Origin of the sequence: Streptomyces sp. NPDC046870, assembly GCF_040704595.1 — a bacterium.
Taxonomy (GTDB): domain Bacteria; phylum Actinomycetota; class Actinomycetes; order Streptomycetales; family Streptomycetaceae; genus Streptomyces; species Streptomyces argyrophylli.
In genome coordinates, this window is record NZ_JBEYXM010000003.1 from 316,860 (window position 1) to 331,839 (window position 14,980).

General features: G+C 71.4%; 15 protein-coding genes. 12 read left to right on the plus strand and 3 right to left on the minus strand.

Translation table 11 applies throughout. From position 1 onward, the window contains the following. Window positions 1-30 precede the first annotated feature (30 nt). The 4 genes from dnaJ (at window position 31) to AB0946_RS10015 (ending at window position 4,302) form a co-directional block, all read left to right on the plus strand. Window positions 31-1,200, plus strand: coding sequence for a molecular chaperone DnaJ (gene dnaJ / locus AB0946_RS10000; RefSeq protein ID WP_366760085.1), 1,170 nt, complete (start codon window positions 31-33; stop codon window positions 1,198-1,200). Window positions 1,201-1,205: 5 nt separating this feature from the next. Further along, on the plus strand, window positions 1,206-1,670 hold the full coding sequence (locus AB0946_RS10005) for a helix-turn-helix domain-containing protein (protein WP_103814833.1): 465 nt from the start codon (window positions 1,206-1,208) through the stop codon (window positions 1,668-1,670). A 305-nt stretch (window positions 1,671-1,975) separates the two neighbouring features. Then, window positions 1,976-3,082 carry a substrate-binding domain-containing protein gene (locus AB0946_RS10010; RefSeq protein ID WP_366760086.1) on the plus strand — a complete coding sequence of 369 codons (1,107 nt, stop codon included), beginning with the start codon at window positions 1,976-1,978 and terminating at the stop codon, window positions 3,080-3,082. A gap of 176 nt (window positions 3,083-3,258) precedes the next feature. Next, window positions 3,259-4,302, plus strand: a complete 1,044-nt coding sequence (locus AB0946_RS10015) for a LuxR C-terminal-related transcriptional regulator (protein WP_366760087.1) — start codon at window positions 3,259-3,261, stop codon at window positions 4,300-4,302. Between the two features lie 18 nt (window positions 4,303-4,320). Here AB0946_RS10015 and AB0946_RS10020 read toward each other — a convergent pair whose 3' ends face one another. Continuing rightward, window positions 4,321-5,265: a helix-turn-helix transcriptional regulator gene (locus AB0946_RS10020; RefSeq protein ID WP_366760088.1), complete on the minus strand. Its 945-nt coding sequence runs from the start codon at window positions 5,263-5,265 to the stop codon at window positions 4,321-4,323. Between the two features lie 170 nt (window positions 5,266-5,435). On the opposite strand from AB0946_RS10020, the gene AB0946_RS10025 reads away from it, so the two are divergent. Beyond that, the gene (locus tag AB0946_RS10025) at window positions 5,436-5,639 is read left to right on the plus strand and encodes a hypothetical protein (protein ID WP_171150008.1); all 204 of its coding nucleotides are present in this window, start codon (window positions 5,436-5,438) and stop codon (window positions 5,637-5,639) included. Window positions 5,640-5,642: 3 nt separating this feature from the next. Next, window positions 5,643-5,978: a hypothetical protein gene (locus AB0946_RS10030; protein WP_030648261.1), complete on the plus strand. Its 336-nt coding sequence runs from the start codon at window positions 5,643-5,645 to the stop codon at window positions 5,976-5,978. 154 nt (window positions 5,979-6,132) lie between these two features. Here AB0946_RS10030 and AB0946_RS10035 read toward each other — a convergent pair whose 3' ends face one another. After that, on the minus strand, window positions 6,133-6,546 hold the full coding sequence (locus AB0946_RS10035) for a TIGR03618 family F420-dependent PPOX class oxidoreductase (RefSeq protein ID WP_366760089.1): 414 nt from the start codon (window positions 6,544-6,546) through the stop codon (window positions 6,133-6,135). A gap of 117 nt (window positions 6,547-6,663) precedes the next feature. Here AB0946_RS10035 and clpB point away from each other — a divergent pair, with 117 nt between their 5' ends. The 3 genes from clpB to AB0946_RS10050 all read left to right on the plus strand — a co-directional run bounded on the left by clpB (window position 6,664) and on the right by AB0946_RS10050 (window position 10,701). Then, the gene (gene clpB, locus AB0946_RS10040; protein WP_366760090.1) at window positions 6,664-9,261 is read left to right on the plus strand and encodes an ATP-dependent chaperone ClpB; all 2,598 of its coding nucleotides are present in this window, start codon (window positions 6,664-6,666) and stop codon (window positions 9,259-9,261) included. 226 nt (window positions 9,262-9,487) lie between these two features. Continuing rightward, window positions 9,488-10,018, plus strand: a complete 531-nt coding sequence (locus AB0946_RS10045; RefSeq protein ID WP_171154338.1) for a YbjN domain-containing protein — start codon at window positions 9,488-9,490, stop codon at window positions 10,016-10,018. A gap of 128 nt (window positions 10,019-10,146) precedes the next feature. Further along, on the plus strand, window positions 10,147-10,701 hold the full coding sequence (locus tag AB0946_RS10050) for a Uma2 family endonuclease (protein ID WP_366760091.1): 555 nt from the start codon (window positions 10,147-10,149) through the stop codon (window positions 10,699-10,701). A gap of 24 nt (window positions 10,702-10,725) precedes the next feature. Here AB0946_RS10050 and AB0946_RS10055 read toward each other — a convergent pair whose 3' ends face one another. Then, window positions 10,726-11,916: a pyridoxal phosphate-dependent aminotransferase gene (locus tag AB0946_RS10055; protein WP_366760092.1), complete on the minus strand. Its 1,191-nt coding sequence runs from the start codon at window positions 11,914-11,916 to the stop codon at window positions 10,726-10,728. 141 nt (window positions 11,917-12,057) lie between these two features. Here AB0946_RS10055 and AB0946_RS10060 point away from each other — a divergent pair, with 141 nt between their 5' ends. The 3 genes from AB0946_RS10060 (at window position 12,058) to AB0946_RS10070 (ending at window position 14,979) form a co-directional block, all read left to right on the plus strand. Continuing rightward, complete coding sequence (locus AB0946_RS10060) at window positions 12,058-12,414, plus strand: hypothetical protein (RefSeq protein ID WP_366760094.1); 357 nt, start codon at window positions 12,058-12,060, stop codon at window positions 12,412-12,414. 332 nt (window positions 12,415-12,746) lie between these two features. Next, complete coding sequence (locus AB0946_RS10065; protein ID WP_225808564.1) at window positions 12,747-13,283, plus strand: DUF2617 family protein; 537 nt, start codon at window positions 12,747-12,749, stop codon at window positions 13,281-13,283. A 79-nt stretch (window positions 13,284-13,362) separates the two neighbouring features. Further along, a complete protein-coding gene (locus tag AB0946_RS10070; protein ID WP_366760095.1) occupies window positions 13,363-14,979 on the plus strand; it encodes a polyamine aminopropyltransferase in 1,617 nt (538 codons plus the stop codon). Window position 14,980: the final 1 nt, after the last annotated feature.

Here is a 14,980-nt window from a genome sequence, read left to right on the forward strand (position 1 = left end):
GAACACTGACGGGAAGGAGGGGCGTCGAGGATGAGCACCAAGGACTTCATCGAGAAGGACTACTACAAGGTCCTCGGCGTCCCCAAGGACGCCACCGAGGCCGAGATCAAGAAGGCGTACCGGAAGCTCGCCCGCGAGTTCCACCCGGACGCCAACAAGGGCAACGCCAAGGCGGAGGAGCGCTTCAAGGAGATCTCCGAGGCGAACGACGTCCTCGGCGACCCCAAGAAGCGCAAGGAGTACGACGAGGCGCGCGCGCTGTTCGGCAACGGCGGCTTCCGCCCCGGGCCGGGCGCGGCCGGCGGCTCCTTCAACTTCGACCTGGGCGACCTCTTCGGAGGCGCCGCCCAGGGCGGAGGCTTCGGCGGCGGACTCGGTGACGTCTTCGGGGGCCTGTTCAACCGCGGCGGCGGCGCCGCGGGCACGCGGACCCAGCCCCGGCGCGGCCAGGACATCGAGTCCGAGGTCACGCTGAGCTTCACGGAGGCCATCGAGGGGGCCACGGTGCCCCTGCGGATGTCCTCCCAGGCGCCCTGCAAGGCCTGCTCGGGCACCGGCGACAAGAACGGCACACCGCGCGTGTGCCCGACCTGCGTCGGCACCGGCCAGGTCGCCCGGGGGTCCGGTGGCGGCTTCTCGCTCACCGACCCCTGCCCCGACTGCAAGGGCCGCGGCCTGATCGCCGAGCACCCCTGCATGGAGTGCAAGGGCAGCGGGCGCGCCAAGTCGTCCCGCACGATGCAGGTCCGCATCCCGGCGGGCGTCACCGACGGGCAGCGGATCCGGCTGCGCGGCAAGGGCGCGCCGGGCGAACGGGGCGGACCGGCCGGCGACCTGTACGTGGTCGTCCACGTCGGCGAGCACCCGGTGTTCGGACGCAAGGGCGACAACCTCACCGTCACCGTGCCGGTGACGTACCCCGAGGCGGCCCTCGGCGGTGAGGTGCGGGTGCCGACCCTCGGCGGCCCGCCCGTCACCCTGAAACTGCCGCCCGGCACGCCCAACGGCCGTACCATGCGCGCCCGGGGCAAGGGCGCGGTCCGCAAGGACGGCACCCGCGGCGACCTCCTGGTCACCGTCGAGGTGCGTGTTCCGACGGACCTGTCGGGGAAGGCTCGTGACGCACTGGAGGCGTATCGCGAGGCGACCGCGGGCGAGGACCCGCGGGCGGAGCTGTTCGAGGCCGCGAAGGGAGCTTGAGAGTGATGGACGGCCGTCGACGCGGTGACAATTTTCGTGGGCCGTACGAACTGACCGAGGAGACCCCGGTCTACGTCATCTCGGTGGCGGCCCAGCTCTCCGGACTCCACCCGCAGACGCTGCGCCAGTACGACCGCCTGGGCCTGGTCTCGCCCGACCGCACCGCCGGCCGGGGCCGCCGCTACTCGGCCCGTGACATCGAACTGCTCCGCCAGGTGCAGCAGTTGTCGCAGGACGAGGGCATCAACCTGGCCGGTATCAAGCGCATCATCGAACTGGAGAACCAGGTCACCGCGCTCCAGCACCGCGTCGCGGAGCTGGAGGCGGCCCTGGACGGCGCGGCGGCGGCGATGCAGCAGCGCGAGGCCGCCGTGCACGCCTCCTACCGGCGCGACCTGGTGCCGTACCAGGAGGTGCAGCAGACCAGCGCGTTGGTGGTGTGGCGGCCGAAACGGCAGCAGCAGGACTGACGCACGGACGCACACGAAGAGGGGCCCGGATTCCGGGCCCCTCTTCGTGTCCGGTAACGGCCCGTGCGGGACCGCCCCGCCTGGCCGGATCTTTGCCGTTCCCATGAACTCCCCTGACGTGGACGGTCCGTAAAGGGTCCTTGAAGGGGGTTTCGCGTGACCTTCACAGGTACAGCGGAGCGTGCTGTTGCGCACTCGTTAAGTGATTCTTCTTGACGCCGGGTGTGGCCTGCGCGTTGTCTTTTCAGACACCTGGGCCGTATAGCAACGCCCACGTCCGGAACGCACCTGAAGTGAGCCCTCGCATGCGTCGTATCGCCATATCCGTGGCCGCGTCCACGATGACCCTCTCGCTCGCCGGCTGTGGCGTGCTGAACGTGACGGGGGACGGCGCGAGCGCGAGCCCGACCAAGGGCAACGACATCACGGTGGGCCTGCTGCTGCCGGAGAAGGCGAACACCCGCTACGACAAGTTCGACTACCCCATCATCAGGGACAAGGTGGCCGAACTCACCAAGAAGCAGGGCAAGGTGGAGTACGCCAACGCCGACGCGAGTGCCGCCCGGCAGTCCGAGCAGATGCAGAACATGATCGACGGCAAGGTCGACGTCATCCTGGTCGACGCGGTCGACGCGCACGCCATCGCCGGCGAGGTGAAGAAGGCCAAGGACGCGGGCATCCCGGTCATCGCCTACGACCGTCTCGCCGAGGGTCCGATCGACGCCTACATCTCCTTCGACAACGAGCTCGTCGGCGAGGTGCAGGGCCGCACCCTGCTGGCGGCCCTGGGCCCGGACGTCGACACCTCCGACAAGATCGTGATGATGAACGGCTCGCCCACCGACCCGAACGCCAAGCAGTTCAAGGAGGGCGCGCTCTCCGAGCTGAACGGCAAGGTGGACATCGCGGACAGCTTCGACACCGTCAAGTGGAAGCCGGAGAACGCCGAGGCCAACATGGCCAAGGCCATCGCGAAGATCGGCGAGGACAACATCGCCGGCGTCTACTCCGCCAACGACGGCATGGCGGGCGGCATCATCAAGGCCCTGAAGGCGGCCGGCGTCACCAAGCTGCCCCCGATCACCGGCCAGGACGCCGAACTGGACGCCGTGCAGCGGGTGGTGTCGGGAGAGCAGTACATGAGCGTCTACAAGTCCTACCCGGACGAGGCCGAGGCCGCCGCGCAGATGGCCGTCACCAAGCTCCAGGGCAAGGACATCCAGTTCGACGCCCTCACCCAGGACCGGGTGGACAGCCCCACCACCAAGGACGTCCCGGCCAAGCTGGTCCAGGTGACCGCGCTGACCCAGCGCACCGTCAAGGACACGGTCGTCGCGGACGGCATCTACACCGTCGGGGACATCTGCACCCCCAAGTACAAGGCGGCCTGCGCGCAGATCGGCCTGAAGTAGGACGCCCGCTTTTCCGCCCCCGGCTCGTCGCGGTGAGCGGCGCGGCCCGGTGCCGAAACCCGGACACAGCGCCATTTTCCGGTGACCGCCGTGGAAGGAGCCGTGTTGCGGACCCGGTTCGGCGCCGCGCATAGTTGCGCCACGGAAGAGGCAGCACACCGGGGGTGGAATGGGCGATGGCCGGGCGCGGGGCGGAGGAGCATCCTCACGGTGCCGACCGGCTGTGTGCAGCCGGGGATCGGGTGTACTCCCGTGCCGTGCGCCGGGGACGGGTGCCGCGCACGGACGCCGAACCGGTGCCCTGCCTGCTGGAACTGGCCCTGCTGCACCCGGACCCGGACGACATGGAATGGCTGGTGCCGACCTCCCCGCAGGAGGTCATGACCCGGCTGCTGCGCGGGGTCTACGACGAGGTCAGCGCGAGCCAGCGGCGCGTGGGCTCGGCGGTGGCCGCGTTCGAGTGGTACGCGGGCCTGGGGAGGCGGCTGGACGCGCTGGCGGCGCCGGCCGAGGGCAGCGCCATCCGGGTCCTGGACGGGCTCTCCCGCATCCAGGCCGCGATGGACGAGGCGACCGAGGCGTGCACCACCGAGGTGCTCACGGTGCAGCCCGGCGGCATCCGGCGGGAGGCGGAGCTCTCCGAGGGCCTGCACCGGGCGCTGGCGCTGCGCGGCCGGGGCGTGCGGATGCGGGACCTCTACACGCATGTGGCCCGGCACGGCCAGGGCCTGCTGAACTACCTCGAGCTGATGGGCGACGCCGTGGAGGCGCGCACCCTGGACGAGGTCATCGACCGGCTCATCCTCTTCGACCGCACGGTGGCCTTCATCCCCGCCAACACCGACCGCACGATGGCCCTGGAACTGCGCCACCCCGCCCTGGTGGCCTACCTGGTGACGGTCTTCGAGCGGCTCTGGCGTCTGGCGATCCCGCTCACGGCCCCGCTCCCCGACACCGGCATCGAGGGCATCTCGCACCGCGAGCAGTCCATCGCCGCGCTGCTCGCCGAGGGGCACCAGGACGCGGTCATCGCCGAACGCCTGGGCATCAGCGTGCGCACCTGCCGGGCCCATATCGCCCGCCTGTCGGAGACCCTGGGCGCGGCCAGCCGTACCCAGCTCGGCGTCCGTATCGCCCAGGTGGGCCTGGACGGGCACCGGCCGCCCCTGCCGACCACCGCCCTCGCCGGTCCGGAGCAGGAGCCCCCGGCCGCGCGCTGAGCCCGGTGGCGCCGCGCCTCAGTGCTCCCGGTCGAGGATGCCGGACTGGGCGATGAGGTAGCCGAGCTGCGCGCGGCTGCCGCTGCCGAGGGCCTGGGCCAGCTTGGCGATGTGGGCCCGGCAGGTGCGCACGTTCATGCCGAGACGGCGGGCGATGGCCTCGTCGACGTGCCCCTCGACCAGGAGCTTGGCGATGGAGTGCTGGATGTCCGTGATGCCGTCGGGGGCCGTCTCGTAGGGGGCGCCGGTGCTCATCGGCACGGCACGGGCCCACATGAACTCGAACACCTTGATCAGGTAGCGCACCAGGCCGGGGTGGCGCAGTTCCAGCGCGACCTGGCGGTCGTCGCGCACGGGGATGAAGGCGACCGTCTCGTCGCAGATGATGAGCCGCTCCACCAGTTCGTCGATGGTGCGGTACTCCACCTTCCCGACGGAGAACTGGGCCACGTAGCCGAGGGTCTCGGGGCTGTAGCGGGCGGTGTGCTGGTACAGGGTCCGGATGCGCACGCCGCGTTCGAGGAGGGGGCGGTCGCGTTCCAGGCCCTGCAGAAGGGTGTGCTCCATCCGGCGGCTGGTCGGCTGCACGGTCAGCACCTCGGAGCGGCACTCCGCCGTCGCCGCGTCCAGGGCCGCGTTGATGCGGTCCAGGCCCTCCAGCACCGAGATGGCGTGGGTGGAGGCGGTGTCCTGGGCGCTGAGCGCCATGAACGGCTCGAAGGCCTCGGTCAGTTCGATCGACAGCCGCCGGCGCTCGGAGATCTCCCGCTCGATCGGATTGAGCCGCTGGGCGAGCGCGACGGACGGCGGGGTGGGGCGCAGCCAGTTCGCGTCGTCCGGATCAGGCTGCAGGAGGGCGAACTCCATGAGGCAGGGGGCGGCTTCCGTCTCCGCGCGGGCTATCCGCCCCACACGCAGTGCCTTGGCGTAAAGGCCGCTACCCTCCTCGCAGAGTTCGGTCATGGCATGGGGATGTGACGCTTTGGTCCGATTTGATGGCAAATCTCCACCCCCCAGGGTCCTGAACATGCAGGAACATGATGCACCGATCGTGTGGCCATGACGTGCCCAAATGAGACATCGTCTTGTTCGACGGGGGAAGAGGGGACCTTCAAGTGAGGACGAAGCCGAATATGCGCAACAAATTGCTTCGGTCGATGCTTGCCGTCGCCTTCTCCACCGTTGTGGCCATTGGCGCGCTGAGTGGCCTCTCCGGTGCGAAGCGTGACGTGGCGGGCGATACGACCTGGGGAGTGGCTCCCCGGACAGTCGCTGTGAGTGACGGCATCACCGGAACGGCTCATTCCGATGGTGTGGACGACACCACCTGGGGCTGACTGATGACTACTCCACCCGACGACCGGTCCTTCCGTCGCGAAATGGCCACCGCCTACCGCTCCGGATGGCACTTCATCGACCTGGTCACGGCCATCCCGCACAGTGGTGACTCGCTGATGGTCACCGTGTTCGGTGAGCCGGTCGTCGTCACGCGGGACGAGGACGGGGACGTGCGGGCCTACCGGTGCCTGCGCAAGCCGCGTGGCGCGCCGCAGCCGGTGCGCTGTGCCATCCGGTACGGAATGATCTTTGTGAACCTGGACCAGCGGGACCACCGGCTCTCCGAGCCGGCGCCGTCCGACGTGCGAACCATCTCGGCCACCCCCCGCAGTGCCTGACGCGATTCCCCCGTCGTAACAGATCGCTCAGGTGCTTCCCCCCGCAGCGGCGTCACCGTGACCTGAACACGGTGACGCCGCTGCAGTTTGCGGGGACATTTCCGGGTATGGGCGCACGCCACGGTGGCCGGAAACCGTCAGGTGCCGACCGCGCTCAGCCGCGTCCCAGCGCCCGCTCCACCTCGATCTCGATCACGATCCTGGACGGGTTCGGCGAGGGTGTCCGCCCGTACCGCTCGGCGTAGCGCCGCTCCGCCTCCGCGACCCGCTCCCGCTCGGAGCGCACCCGCGCCCGCCCCTCCAGCGTCGCCCAGCGCCGGCCGTCCACCTGGCACACCGCCACCCGGGCCCCCTCGTCCCCGGCGGCGAGCACATGGGCCACCTTCGCACTGGTCTTGTTGGTGATCACCCGGGCCACCCCCGCCGGGGCGTCGTAGGTCACCCCCACCGGCACCACGTGCGGGCTGCCGTCGGGGCGCAGCGTCGTCAGGGTGCACAGGTGCCGTTCGCGCCAGAAGGCGAGGTACGGCTCCTCCGGGGCAGCGGGATCCTGGGAGTACGAGGCCATGCCGTGCAACCTAACCGACACCGCCGGGACCCGTGCGCGGCCCGCATTGAGTGGAATAGACTCAACTTTGTGTACGTTGACCAAGGCAGGACCGTCGGGTAGGAGGAGAACGCACACGTGGACGCCGAGCTGACCAACAGGAGCCGGGACGCGATCAACGCGGCGAGCAATCGTGCCCTCACCGAGGGACACCCGGATCTCACCCCCGCTCACCTGCTGCTGGCTCTGCTCCAGGGGCAGGACAACGAGAACATCACCGACCTGCTCGCGGCCGTCGAGGCCGACCAGGCCGCCGTACGCTCAGGCGCGGAGCGCATCCTCGCCGGTCTGCCCAGCGTGACCGGGTCCACCGTCGCGCCCCCGCAGCCGAACCGCGAGACGCTGGCCGTGATCGCGGACGCCACCGAGCGCGCCAAGGCGCTCGGCGACGAGTACCTGTCCACCGAGCACATGCTCATCGGCATCGCCGCGAAGGGCGGTGCCGCCGGGGACGTGCTCAAGGGGCAGGGTGCCGACGCCAGGAAACTGCAGGAGGCCTTCCGGAAGGCCAGGGGAGGACGCCGCGTGACCACCGCCGACCCGGAGGGCCAGTACAAGGCCCTGGAGAAGTTCGGCACCGACTTCACAGCCGCCGCCCGCGAGGGCCGGCTCGACCCGGTCATCGGGCGGGACCAGGAGATCCGGCGGGTCGTGCAGGTGCTGAGCCGCCGTACCAAGAACAACCCCGTCCTCATCGGTGAGCCGGGCGTCGGCAAGACCGCCGTCGTCGAGGGGCTCGCCCAGCGGATCATCAAGGGCGACGTGCCCGAGTCGCTGAAGGACAAGCGGCTGGTCGCGCTGGACCTCGGCGCGATGGTGGCCGGCGCCAAGTACCGCGGCGAGTTCGAGGAGCGCCTCAAGGCCGTCCTGTCGGAGATCAAGGAGTCCGACGGGCAGATCGTCACCTTCATCGACGAGCTGCACACCGTCGTGGGCGCCGGTGCCGGCGGCGACTCCGCCATGGACGCGGGCAACATGCTCAAGCCGATGCTCGCACGCGGTGAGCTGCGCATGATCGGCGCGACCACGCTGGACGAGTACCGCGAGCGGATCGAGAAGGACCCCGCGCTGGAGCGCCGCTTCCAGCAGGTCTTCGTCGGCGAGCCGAGCGTCGAGGACACCATCGCGATCCTGCGCGGGCTCAAGGGCCGCTACGAGGCCCACCACAAGGTGCAGATCAACGACTCCGCGCTGGTGGCCGCCGCGACCCTGTCCGACCGGTACATCACCTCCCGCTTCCTGCCGGACAAGGCCATCGACCTCGTCGACGAGTCGGCCTCCCGGCTGCGCATGGAGATCGACTCCTCGCCCGTGGAGATCGACGAGCTCCAGCGCTCCGTCGACCGGCTGCGGATGGAGGAGCTGGCGCTCAGCAAGGAGACCGACCCGGCCTCCGTCGCCCGGCTGGAGAAGCTGCGCCGTGACCTCGCCGACCGGGAGGAGGAGCTGCGCGGCCTGACCGCCCGCTGGGAGAAGGAGAAGCAGTCCCTCAACCGGGTCGGTGAGCTCAAGGAGCGCCTGGACGACCTGCGCGGGCAGGCCGAACGCGCCCAGCGCGACGGCGACTTCGACACCGCGGCCAAGCTGCTGTACGGCGAGATCCCGCAGCTGGAGAAGGAGCTGGAGGCCGCCTCCGCCGCCGAGGAGGAGGTCGCCAAGGACACCATGGTCAAGGAGGAGGTCGGCTCCGACGACATCGCCGACGTCGTCGCCGCCTGGACCGGCATCCCCGCCGGGCGCCTGCTGGAGGGCGAGACGCAGAAGCTGCTGCGCATGGAGGAGGAGATCGGCAAGCGGCTCATCGGCCAGAGCGAGGCCGTACGGGCCGTGTCGGACGCCGTGCGCCGCTCGCGGGCCGGGATCGCCGACCCCGACCGGCCCACCGGCTCCTTCCTCTTCCTCGGCCCGACCGGTGTCGGCAAGACCGAACTGGCCAAGGCGCTCGCGGACTTCCTGTTCGACGACGAGCGGGCCATGGTCCGCATCGACATGTCCGAGTACAGCGAGAAGCACAGCGTCTCGCGGCTGGTCGGCGCGCCCCCCGGGTACGTCGGCTACGAGGAGGGCGGGCAGCTCACCGAGGCCGTGCGCCGGCGCCCGTACAGCGTGATCCTGCTGGACGAGGTGGAGAAGGCCCATCCGGAGGTCTTCGACATCCTGCTCCAGGTGCTGGACGACGGCCGGCTGACGGACGGTCAGGGGCGAACGGTCGACTTCCGCAACACCATCCTGGTCCTCACCTCCAACCTGGGCAGCCACTTCCTGATGGACCCGCTGACCACCGAGGAGCAGAAGAGGGAGCAGGTGCTGGAGGTCGTCCGGGCCTCGTTCAAGCCGGAGTTCCTCAACCGGCTGGACGACCTGGTGGTCTTCTCGGCGCTCACCAAGCCCGAGCTGGAGCGGATCGCGGGGCTCCAGATCGACCGGCTGGCCCGGCGGCTGGCCGAGCGGCAGCTCACCCTGGACGTCACCCCCGAGGCACTGGCCTGGCTGGCGGAGGAGGGCCTGGACCCGGCCTACGGCGCCCGGCCGCTGCGCCGGCTGGTGCAGAGCGCCATCGGCGACCGGCTCGCCAAGGAGATCCTGTCCGGCGAGGTCAAGGACGGCGACACCGTCCGCGTCGACCGCTTCGGCGAGGGGCTGCTGGTCGGTCCCGCGACGGGGAAGACCCTGTAAGGCCGCACGCGGCCGCCACGAGGGCCCCCGCCCGGCCGCCGGCCGGGCGGGGGCCCTCGTGCCGTGCGGGCCGCTCGGACGCCGCTCGGGGCGCCGGGTGCGTCGTCGTCACCCACCACGGCCGCGCCGGCCCTCGTTCCGCCCTCGGCTGACAGGCGGCACGGGGTTGCCATCCCCCGCCCCTCCTGGGGGAGGATGGCGGCATCCGCATGAAGGGAAAATCACGGTGAGCATCGACCCGTCCTCGATTCCGAACTTCGGGGGCCAGCCCGAACCGCAGCCCCAAGGACCGGTTGGCCCCGTCCTCCCGGATCAGGACCTGGTGAAGCAGCTTCTCGACCAGATGGAGCTGAAGTACGTCGTCGACGAGGAGGGTGACCTCGCCGCGCCGTGGGAGCAGTTCCGCACCTACTTCATGTTCAGGGGAGAGGCCGAACAGGCGATCTTCTCGGTGCGGACCTTCTACGACCGCCCCCACAAGATCGACGAGAAGCCGCAGCTGCTGGAGTCCATCGACGACTGGAACCGCCGCACCCTGTGGCCCAAGGTGTACACCCACACCCACGACGACGGCACCGTCCGCCTGATCGGCGAGGCCCAGATGCTGATCGGCACGGGCGTCGACATCAACCACTTCGTCTCCTCCACGGTCAGCTGGGTGCGGGCCGCGATCGAGTTCGACAAGTGGCTGGTCGAGCAGCTCGGCCTGGAGCAGGAGGTCAACGACTCCGAGAACCCCGAGGACGACGGGGAGTAACCGGACCCGGCCGGTCCGGGGGCCTTCCGCCCCCGGACCGGATGCCGCGTGCGTTCACGGCCGTGCCGCCGGGGCGGTGACAGGGCGCTGTCCGCCGTATCCTGCTCACAGACGGGAAGGAGCCGTCCATGAGCGCCGACGCGATCGTGCACACGGAGTTCCCCAAGGGGTACACGGTCCTGTTCGGGGCCGACGGAAAAGTGATCATGACCCCGCAGAGCGTCGAGCGCTCCAGCACGATCAAGTCGATGCAGTTCGACACCATCGTGTCCCTCGGACGCCATGCGAAGACCGTCTCCGACGTCTGCATCGACTTCCCCGCCGACGAGCACTCCGCCCCCGATCTGGCGATCCTGCGCGAGGACGTCCGCCGGGAGGGCAAGCGTTACAGCTTCGAGGACGTCCTGCTGATCTCCGAGGTCGTCTCGACCTCCTCCGCGCGCAAGGACTACGACGACTGCACCGCGAAGTACGGCCGCTACGGCATTCCGATCTACCTGGTCGTGGACCCCTACGCCCAGGAAGTCGTGCTTCACACCCAGCCGACCGCCACCGGCTACATCGCCGCACACACCCACAAGTACGGCACGGGCAAGCTCCCTATCCCCCTGGCCGACGGCCGTACCTTCACCCTCGACCTCGACGAACTCCCGCGTCCCGAAGCGGAAGCGGACGCCCGCTGACGAGGGGCTCCCTGTTCCCGGCTGTCAGCCGGCCAGCGTCTTGAGTCGGGCGGCCGCCTCCTCCAGCACCTCCGTCCGCTTGCAGAAGGCGAACCGCACGAACGGCGCCCCCGCCTCCCGGTCGTCGTAGAAGACCGCGTTCGGGATGGCCACCACGCCCGCCCGCTCCGGCAGCGCGCGGCAGAAGGCGAAGCCGTCCTTCTCGCCCAGGGGCCGGATGTCGGTGGTGATGAAGTACGTTCCCGCCGGCCGGAAGACCTTGAAGCCCGCCCGCTCCAGGCCGCCCGCGAGCAGGTCCCGCTTGGCCCGCATGTCGGCGCGGAAGTCCTCGAAGTAGGAGTCCGGCAGGGCGAGGGCCTCGGCCACCGCGTACTGGAAGGGGCCCGAGGAGACGTACGTCAGGAACTGCTTCACCGCGCGGACCGCGCTCACCAGTTCCGGCGCGGCCGTCACCCAGCCGACCTTCCAGCCGGTGAACGAGAAGGTCTTGCCGGCCGAACCGATGCCGACCGTCCGCTCGCGCATCCCGGGGAACGCGGCCAGCGGCACGTGCTCGGCGCCGTCGAAGACCAGGTGCTCGTAGACCTCGTCGGTCACCACCAGCAGATCCCGCTCCACCGCCAGCTCGGCGACGGCGGCCAGCTCCGCGCGCGTGAGGACGGTGCCGGTCGGGTTGTGCGGGGTGTTGACCAGCAGCAGCCGGGTGCGGTCGGTGACCGCCGCGCGCAGCTCGTCCAGGTCCAGCCGGAAGCTGCCCTCCTGCGGGCGCAGGGTGACCGGCACCCGGGTGCCGCCCGCCATCGCGATGCTCGCCGCGTACGAGTCGTAGTACGGCTCCAGCGCCACCACCTCGTCCCCCGGCTCGACCAGCGCCAGCAGCGCGGCGGCGATGGCCTCGGTCGCGCCCGCCGTGACCAGCACCTCGGTGTTGGGGTCGTAGGACAGCCCGTAGCGGCGCAGCTGGTGCGCGGCGATCGCGGTACGCAGCTCCGGGACGCCGGGCCCGGGCGGGTACTGGTTGCCGCGGCCGTCGCGCAGCGCCCGCACGGCGGCCTCCCGGATCTCCTCGGGCCCGTCGGTGTCGGGGAAGCCCTGACCGAGGTTGATCGACCCGGTCGCCACGGCGAGCGCCGACATCTCGGCGAAGATCGTCGTCCCGAACGCGGCGAGCCGGCGGTTGAGGTGGGGGCGTGCGCTGGAGGTCATGCCGGTCATCCTCCGCCCAAGCTCTGGAGTTCCTCAACTCCGCTTTGGGGTCCGGTGCGGCCGGGCATCCCCCGGTCACCGCGGTAGGACGCGGCAACGGCGAGGCGCCCACGGGGGGCCGCTTCGGGGGAACGGAAGGAGGGTGACGCCGTGATCGTCGGCATCATCCTGGCGGTGGCCGTGGTTCTGGTCATCGCGCTGGCGGCGGGCCGTAACCGCCGCAACCGGCGCGGCGCGGTGCCGCTCGGCAAGGGCGGCCGCCGGAACCGGTCGTACCGCGCGTCGGCGTCGTCGGCCGCGGGCTCCGCGGGCGGCGGGAGCACCAGCAGCTGGTGGGCCGGCGGCGACTCCGGCTCGTCGGGCGGCCACGGGGGACACCACGGCGGGCACGGGGGTCACTCCTGTGGCGGCCATTCGTCCTGCGGCGGGAGCTCGTCCTGCGGTGGCGGCTCGTCCTGCGGCGGGGGTTCGTCGTGCGGCGGGGGCGGATGCGGCGGAGGCGGCTGACACGGGGCAGCCGAGCTTCCGGAACGGGGGTATCCGCATCCGGGCCGCACACGGCCGGGCGCCCGCCGGGGGAGACCTCCCGGCGGGCGCCCGGCCGCGTCCGTTCCCCGCGCCCGGCGCACGCCGTGGTTGAACAGTTGAGCTGTGGAGCCCTCTGAGGGATGGAAACCCTACGAAGTTGGGTAAAAACGCTGTGGCGTCGCCCCTGTTCATGATTCCCTCTACATCGCCAACGCAGCCCCTCGGACGTCCCCCAGGCACCCCACCCCGGCCGGGCCGGCTGGGCTGACATGGCCGATCTCCCCCTCCTTGCGTGTTAGCGGAGCCGATCCATGCTCACGACCCTGAACACCACCTACACCGATACGCGCGCTGCCGATCTCGCCTGGGCCCTGGGACGCGAGCCGCTGCCCGCCCTGGCCACCCTCGACCTCGAACTCACCGGCGCGAAACTGCAGTTGCGGCTGCTCGGCGCGTCCCACCAGGTGCTCCTGGAGGAAGAGCGGGGCCGCTGTTCGGAGACCGTCGCGTGCATCCCCGGCTCCAGCACCCCGCTGCCGCTGGGCGTCGCCAAACGCGTCGGCGACTGGGAGTACGAGTTCGCCGCCCGCGTGGAGGTCCTCACCCCCGGCTCGTTCGCGGGCCGCGCCCAGGAACTGCTGGCCCTCGTCTCCGATCACCCGCACGGCCTCGCCGGGGTCTTCCCGGGCAGCCCGCACGCCTTCACCGCGATGCTGGCCCAGCACCAGGAGGGCCAGGTGCACTGGCGCACCTGGCACGCCTACCCGCAGGACGGCCAGCTGGTGGCGACCCGGACCCGGGTCGGGGCGCGGCGGCGGACGGCGGCCCGGCACCCCGCGGCGACATAAACCCCCACCGCCTCAACCGCCCTCAGATCCACACGTGTGGGTGACGAAGCGTACCCGGCGAGTGACGTAACGTCGCAGCGTGATCGAACCGCACGCCCCAGCGCCCCCGGGCGCCCCGCCCTCCTGGACAGGCCCCGCCCGGCTGCCCGTCCGGCCCGGCACCGGGCGGTTCCTGGTCCTCGTGTGCGTCTTCGTCTGCGCGGCCTGCGGACTCGTGTACGAGCTCGAACTGGTCGCCTTCGCCTCGTACCTGATGGGCGACTCGGTCACCCAGGCCTCCGTGGTGCTCTCCGTGATGGTGTTCGCCATGGGCATCGGCTCGCTCGGCGCCAAGCGGCTGCGCTGCCACGCGGCGGCCGGGTTCGGCGCGGTCGAGTCGGCCCTCGCGCTGATCGGCGGGTGCAGCGCCATGGCCCTGTACGCCGTCTTCGCCTGGACGGCGGGCTGGGGCGGGATGTGGGCCGACGGTCCGCGCTGCCTGCTGGTCGCCTTCTCCCTCGCCATCGGCCTGCTCATCGGCGCCGAGGTCCCGCTGCTGATGGAACTGATCCAGCGCATCCGCCGCCAGGACGCGGGCGGCGCGGTGGCCGACCTGTTCGCCGCGGACTACGTGGGCGCGCTGGTCGGCGGCCTCGCCTTCCCCTTCCTCCTGCTGCCGTTCCTCGGCCAGCTGACGGGCGCCCTGCTCACGGGGACGGTCAACGTCGTCGCGGGCGGCGCCCTGGTCCTCGGCCTCTTCCGCCGTGACCTCACCCGCCGGGCCCGCTGGACCCTGCTCCTCGCCGGGCTCACCGTCCTCGGCGTCCTCGGTTCCGCCGCCGCCCTCGCCGGCGACTTCGAACGGGCCGCGCGGCGCGCCGTCTACGGCACGGACGTCCGGGTGGCCGTGCGCACCGGAGTCCAGGAGGTCGTCCTGGCCGGCGGCACCCACGGCGAACCCCTCGACCTCTTCCTCGACGGCCGCCTCCCGGTCGGCGGCCGGGACCAGCACCGCTACCACGAGGCCCTGGTCCAACCCGCCCTGACCGGTCCGCACGCGCGCGTGCTGGTCCTCGGCGGGGGCGACGGACTGGCCGCCAGCGAGGTGCTGCGCCACCCCGGGGTGCACCGTGTGGACATCGTCGAACTCGACCCCGGCCTGGTCCGGCTGGCCCGCAGCGACCCCGGCCTGTCCGCCCTCAACGGTCACGCGCTCGGCGACCCGCGCGTGCGCGTGACCACCGCCGACGCGCTCACCTGGCTACGGCGGGCGCGCGGACCTGCGTACGACGTCGTGATCAGCGACCTGCCCGATCCCGGCATCACCGCCTCCACCAAGCTGTACTCCGAGGAGTTCTACGGCCTGGCCCGCCGCGTCCTGACCCCGGACGGCCGCCTGGTCGTGCACGCCGGGCCCGTCACCGCCCGGCCCCGCGCCTTCTGGACCGTCGCCGCCACCCTGCGCGCCGCCGGCTTCGCCGTCTCGCCCTACCGGGTGCCGGGCCACGGCTCCGCCCTCGCGGCCGGGGCGCTGCGGGCACCGCACGACTGGGGGTTCCTGCTGGCGGCGCGCGGGGACGCCGCGCCCGCCCTGCGCGTGGGCGGCGGGCGCGCGGGGACCTTGACGCAGGCCGGGCTGAGGGCGGACGCGCGGGCGGCGGAACGGACGCGGGTGGCCGGGGCGCCGGTGTCGACACTGGTGCATCCGAGGTACTGAG

What these genes read in the sequence shown, in the direction of transcription:
- dnaJ (WP_366760085.1), top strand. Translation starts at nt 31, where the DNA reads ATGAGCACCAAGGACTTCATCGAGAAGGACTACTACAAGGTCCTCGGC.
- AB0946_RS10005 (WP_103814833.1), top strand. Translation starts at nt 1,206, where the DNA reads ATGGACGGCCGTCGACGCGGTGACAATTTTCGTGGGCCGTACGAACTG.
- AB0946_RS10010 (WP_366760086.1), top strand. Translation starts at nt 1,976, where the DNA reads ATGCGTCGTATCGCCATATCCGTGGCCGCGTCCACGATGACCCTCTCG.
- AB0946_RS10015 (WP_366760087.1), top strand. Translation starts at nt 3,259, where the DNA reads ATGGCCGGGCGCGGGGCGGAGGAGCATCCTCACGGTGCCGACCGGCTG.
- AB0946_RS10020 (WP_366760088.1), bottom strand. Translation starts at nt 5,265, where the DNA reads ATGACCGAACTCTGCGAGGAGGGTAGCGGCCTTTACGCCAAGGCACTG.
- AB0946_RS10025 (WP_171150008.1), top strand. Translation starts at nt 5,436, where the DNA reads ATGCGCAACAAATTGCTTCGGTCGATGCTTGCCGTCGCCTTCTCCACC.
- AB0946_RS10030 (WP_030648261.1), top strand. Translation starts at nt 5,643, where the DNA reads ATGACTACTCCACCCGACGACCGGTCCTTCCGTCGCGAAATGGCCACC.
- AB0946_RS10035 (WP_366760089.1), bottom strand. Translation starts at nt 6,546, where the DNA reads ATGGCCTCGTACTCCCAGGATCCCGCTGCCCCGGAGGAGCCGTACCTC.
- AB0946_RS10050 (WP_366760091.1), top strand. Translation starts at nt 10,147, where the DNA reads ATGAGCGCCGACGCGATCGTGCACACGGAGTTCCCCAAGGGGTACACG.
- AB0946_RS10055 (WP_366760092.1), bottom strand. Translation starts at nt 11,916, where the DNA reads ATGACCGGCATGACCTCCAGCGCACGCCCCCACCTCAACCGCCGGCTC.
- AB0946_RS10065 (WP_225808564.1), top strand. Translation starts at nt 12,747, where the DNA reads ATGCTCACGACCCTGAACACCACCTACACCGATACGCGCGCTGCCGAT.